This is a genomic window from Cyanobium sp. A1C-AMD (genome assembly GCF_024346495.1).
Taxonomy (GTDB): Bacteria; Cyanobacteriota; Cyanobacteriia; order PCC-6307; family Cyanobiaceae; genus Cyanobium_A; species Cyanobium_A usitatum.
The window spans coordinates 1-5187 of sequence record NZ_JAGQDB010000126.1; the positions used below are offsets into that span (position 1 = coordinate 1).

Below are 5187 nucleotides of genomic sequence, written 5' to 3' on the forward strand. Positions count from 1 at the left end.
CCCTTCCTGGGCCTGTGCTTGGGCATGCAGTGCGCCGTGATCGAGTGGGCCCGGAACCAGGCGGGCCTGGCCGGTGCCACCAGCGCCGAACTTGATGCCGACACGCCCCATCCCGTGATCCACCTACTGCCTGAGCAACAGGACGTAGTTGATCTGGGCGGCACGATGCGACTGGGCGTTTACCCCTGCCGCCTAGCTGCAGACACGATGGCCCATCGCCTTTATGGCGACGAAGTTGTATATGAACGCCACCGCCATCGCTACGAATTCAACAACGCTTACCGCAGTCTTTTCACCGAATCAGGCTACACAATCAGCGGCACATCGCCAGACGGCCGCTTAGTTGAATTAATTGAACTACAGAGCCACCCATTTTTCACAGCCTGCCAATATCACCCCGAATTTCTCTCCCGGCCCGGCAAGCCTCACCCCCTATTTCGCGGCTTGATTGAGGCCGCCCAGCAGCGCCTGCCCCGGCAAGATCAACAGAACTGACTATTTGACTAAACCAATTTGACAAACAGAGTTAGCTAGATTTGCTTGAGGGAGTCTGTTTTATCTTTAAATTCTCCAAGCAGAAGTTGCAAGTAAGTTACCTTGCGAAGTTTGATATTGGCCGTAAGTGACATGCCCACTTGCAAAGGCAGGCTCTTGCCAGATTTCAGCTTTAGCTGCTGGGTATCGAGGGCAATCGTGGCTGGGAAGCGATAGGTCTGATTGCGCTCATCTGGGGGCAAAGCATCGGAGCCAATGCGCTTGACGGTGCCAAGCAGCACTCCGAAATCGGTTGCAGGGAAGGAATCGATGCTGATATCGGCAGGGCGACCAACTCGCACAAAACCAATATCGCTGCTCTCAATCTCCACCTTGGCCTGGAGCGCGTCATAGGGAACAATCTTCATCACCGGCTCACTGCCTTGGGCCACAAAACCTGGGCCAGTGGGCTTGAGATCAAACACCACCCCATCCACCGGGGAGCGCACATCCTGGTAGCGGATATTGACCTGAAGCTCAGTGAGCTTGCTACCAAGATCGGCTAGCTCTCCTTTGACCTGCTCCAGGGCCTGTTCGATGATCGCAGTTTGACGCAAGCGATCTACCTTGAGCTTGGCGATCTCGCCATCAACCTCACGCACCTTGTTGCGCTGTTGCAAATACTGCAACTCCGCAGAGGCACCAACTGCCTTGAGGCCCTCAAGCCGCTGCAGGATTTCGGTTTCAAGCAAGAGGTTCTGGCGCGTCACCGTCTGCTCAGTGTCGTTGAGGTTGAGATAGCGAGCAAGCTCCACCTCCTTGAGACGCAGCTGGGCCTGCTTAGCGGTGATGGTGGTACGCAAACTCTCCTGACGGTCGAGAGTGGCCTCGTTGTCGAGGCGCAGCAGCACCTGGCCCTGGCTGACCCGCTGACCGTCCTTGACCAGCATGGTTTCCAGCACACCACCCACCGGCATCTGGATGGTTTTGACATCGCCGATCGGCTGGAGCTTGCCAAAGGCGACCACCACCTCGTCGGTTTTGGCAAAGGCCAGCCAGGCCAGGCCAGCAGCTGTGGTGCCCACCAGGGCCCAGGTGATAGCTCGCGCTAAAAAGCGCGACTGCTGCAGCGCCATCTCCTCATGGCTGGTCTGAACCCGGCGCTCAATAGCGTTTTGGGCGCGGCGCACAATCGACATCAGTTGACCTCCTGCTGGCGGTAAAGGGCGTAGTAGCGGCCGCGGCGCTCCATCAACTCATCGTGGGTGCCCGTTTCCACGATGGCTCCTTCGTGCATCATCACGATTAGCTCGGCGCGGCGGATTGTGGAAAGCCGGTGGGTAATAAAGAAAACGGTGCAGTGCTTGAGGTTGTCGAGCAAGTTGTCGCAAACCCGGCGCTCGGTGTCGTAGTCGAGAGCGCTAGTTGCTTCATCGAGCACCAGAAGCCGGGGCTGGGAGAGCAGGGTGCGGGCGAGGGCCAGACGCTGCCGCTGGCCGCCGGAAAGGCCGGCGCCACGTTCGCCCACATTGCTGCTGTAGCCAGCAGGAAGCTCCATGATGAAATCGTGGGCGCAGGCCAGACGTGCCGCCTGCACGATCGCATCACTGCTGGCATCGGGATCGGTGAGGGCAATATTTTCTGCCACCGTGCCGGAGAACAGCAGGGGCTCCTGGGGAACGATGCCTATTTGGCGCCGCAGTGAATAAAGTTCAACTTTGTCAATATCGTAATTGTCGATCAGGATCCGGCCGCTGCCCGGTGAATAGAGGCGAGCCAGCATTTTGGTGAGAGTGCTCTTGCCGCTACCGCTCTGGCCCACCACTCCCACAAAGGTGCCGGCGGCGATGGTGAAGTCGATGTGACGCAACACCTGGGCCCCGCCGGGGGTGAAGGAGAAGCAGAGGTCGTCAAAGCGCACCTCGCCCGCGATGGGCGGCAGAGGAATCTTCTGCTTGTCAGCCTCGTCTGATTCCTCCGGGGTGTCGACCACATCGGCAAGGCGCTCAAAGGAAACCTTGAGCTCCTGGATGCTCTGCCAGATCGAAGAGAGCCGCAGCAAAGGCTGGGTGACGTAGCCGGAGATGATCCGGAAGGCGATCAACTGGCCCAGGGTCATGTCGCCGGAGAGCACCAAAGAGGCACCTACCCAGAGCACCAGCAGCTGGGAGAGCTTCTGCAGCACCTGGGAGGTTTCGGAAAGGGCCGTACCGGTGATTGTTTTTTCAAAGGTGCGGGAGATGTATTTGCCGTAGAGGTCTTGCCACTTCCAGCGGCTGATCATCTCGACGTTCTGGGCCTTCACCGTCTGGATGCCGGTGAGCACCTCAACTAGGTGGCTCTGGGTGCGGGCGTTCTCCTGGGCCGCATCGCGGTATTGACGACGGAACAGGGGAGCCCCAAGCACGGTGAGGCCGATCTGAATCGGCAGCACGCACAGGGCGATCAAGGTGAGCAGCCAGCTGTAAATCAGCATCACGGCGATATAGATCACCGAGAAGGCAGTGTCGAGCAGGGTGGTGAGCGCTTGGCCGGTGAGGAAATTACGGATCTTCTCCAGCTCAGCGATACGGGTACCGAGTTCGCCCACGGGACGGCGGTCGAAGTAATTGAGCGGCAGCCGCAGTAGGTGGTCGATCACCTCGGCGCCTAGGCGCAGGTCGATGCGATTAGTGGTTTCGCTGAATAGGAAGGTGCGCAGGGCGCCGATCAAGCCCTCCATCAAGGTCACCACCACCAGGGCAAAGCCCAGCACCTGCAAAGTATCGAGGCTGCGCTGGTTGATCACCTTGTCGATGATCACCTGAATCAGCAGGGGGTTGGCCAGGCTGAACAGCTGCACCACAAAGGAGGCGATCAGCACCTGGGTGAGGATGCCGCGGTAGCGCTGCAAAGCTGGCCAGAACCAGGCAAACCCAAAGCGCTGCTCAGGGGTGGCAGAGCTGCGCTCCAGCATCAGCACATCGATGCCATCGGGGAAGGCCTCGGGAAGCTGGTCGGGGGGAATCTCCACCCAACCCTGCCGCGGGGAGGCCAGCAGCAAACCGCGGGCATTGGCACCTCGCACAACTGCAAACCCGCCCTGCCAGGGGATCAGGGCCGGGGTCTGCAGGCGCGTGCCCTGGTTGGCAGGCACCCGCACGCCGCTTACGTGCAGACCCATCATCGCGGCGAGATTGCCGCAGAGCTGCAGGTCCGGCGTCTGACCACGGCGCAGCACATCCCGCAGGATCTTCTCGATCGCATCGCGCCGAAAGGGCAGCTTGAGCTCCGCCGCCAACATCTGGAAACAGGCGAGGGTTTCCTCGAGGGGGCCGTTGCCGCGCAGCAGTTGCAGGGCCGTGCGATCCCGCTGGCCCAGATCAAGGCCAGAGGCCAGCGGCGGGTTAAAACCGCCAGATTGGCCGCTGCCGCTGGCGGAGCCTTCTGGCATCAGCTCGGCTTCCACCACTGGAGCTACCGGCGCCAGCAGCTCCGCAGGCAGGGCTATCAGTCGTGGGGGTAACGGTGGGGTGGCTGTCGGCACACCTTGGCGGGGATTGAGCGCCGCACCCAGGGGGTGATCGATCAGGTTGTGGCTAGCGGCCAACAAGCTGAATTCAATCGGCAGGGCTGCTAATGCCTCAGAATCAGGCGGTACCAGCCGGGCCTGGGGGCGGGCCTGATCGAGTAACGCCTGGATCGAAGTGCCGGCTTGGGGATGCTGCTCAAGAAGCAGGGCAAGTAGGGCTGCCAATTCAGCTGTAAAAAGATGCGAGCCGCACCACTGAGCAAAGGACGGTTCGCGAGCTAGCAGCTCCAAAATAAGGGAATCAGCCAGCACCAGTGCCTCCACTTCGGAGCCCGCACTCACCTCCTCACAGGGAGCAGCTCGCAACAGGGAGGCCAGGCCCACAAAGCTGCCCGGTTCCAACTTTTCTGCGGTGCGCAGGCGGCCCTGGTCTCGCACCAGCAAGCGCGCTGTGCCTGATTGGATCAGCAGGATCTCAGAGGGAATCAAGCCCCCAAGACAAAGGGGATCACCAACAGCAAACCGACGCAGGCTGAGCTGCTGCTGCAAATGCTCGCGGCTGGAATGCGACAACCCGGCAAAGGCGGGATGGGCGGGTAGCGGCGAAGGGGTGGAATCTTCCATCAGGTCGATTGTGAACCAAGAGCTAACGGCTGGGCAGCATCGCCGGACACCGCCAAGTCAATCAGAGGTCGCAGATCGGCAAGACGTCGTTCAACCTGCTCTGAGATCCACTGCTCGAAAAGCTCTTCGGCCATTTGGGCTGCGGTGGCTTCATCGAAGGTGGCGGAGGTGAGGCTTTCGAGCCGCACCACCAGCCACCAGGATTCGATTTGGAAGGGCTCGAGCACTACGCCAGGGGTAGCGGTGCGCAGTCGATCTACCAAGGCAGGGTGGGCTTGGGTGAGGGGCACCGGGCCAACAATGCCGCGGGTTGCCTGCTCAGGTCCTTCGGCATAGCGGGCGGCTAAATCGGCAAAATTGGCATCGCCATCATCAATGCGCAAATAGAGCTCGCGGGCGAGACCACCATCGCGGAGGCGCAGCAGGCTGTAGACGACACGATCTAGTTGATTCTTGCGCTGCAGAAAGCGAGCTTCCGCCTTGGCGGAGAAGTCGCCCTGGCAGAGGAGCTGCAGCTGCAGGGACTGTCGCATCTGCGCCTCGAGGGCGGCAGGGCTGAGCATGCGGGCTACGGCCCA

Annotated in this window: 3 protein-coding genes and 1 pseudogene; 1 reads left to right on the forward strand and 3 read right to left on the reverse strand. The window is 60.6% G+C overall.

All coding sequences use genetic code 11. From position 1 onward, the window contains the following. A pseudogene (locus tag KBY74_RS13535) lies at nt 1–495 on the forward strand (CTP synthase); the annotation flags it as partial. Nucleotides 496–530: 35 nt separating this feature from the next. Here KBY74_RS13535 and KBY74_RS13540 read toward each other — a convergent pair. The 3 genes from KBY74_RS13540 to KBY74_RS13550 form a co-directional block, all read right to left on the reverse strand. Continuing rightward, the gene (locus KBY74_RS13540; protein WP_254943152.1) at nt 531–1673 is read right to left on the reverse strand and encodes an HlyD family secretion protein; all 1143 of its coding nucleotides are present in this window, start codon (nt 1671–1673) and stop codon (nt 531–533) included. Then, nucleotides 1673–4609, reverse strand: a complete 2937-nt coding sequence (locus KBY74_RS13545; RefSeq protein WP_254943153.1) for an ABC transporter transmembrane domain-containing protein — start codon at nt 4607–4609, stop codon at nt 1673–1675. Before KBY74_RS13545 ends, KBY74_RS13540 begins: the two co-directional genes overlap by 1 nt. Next, nucleotides 4609–5187: peptidylprolyl isomerase (locus KBY74_RS13550; protein WP_254943154.1), on the reverse strand; the 579-nt coding region annotated here is incomplete at its 5' end. The genes KBY74_RS13545 and KBY74_RS13550, both read right to left, overlap by 1 nt.

What these genes read in the sequence shown, in the direction of transcription:
- KBY74_RS13540 (WP_254943152.1), bottom strand. Translation starts at nt 1,673, where the DNA reads ATGTCGATTGTGCGCCGCGCCCAAAACGCTATTGAGCGCCGGGTTCAG.
- KBY74_RS13545 (WP_254943153.1), bottom strand. Translation starts at nt 4,609, where the DNA reads ATGGAAGATTCCACCCCTTCGCCGCTACCCGCCCATCCCGCCTTTGCC.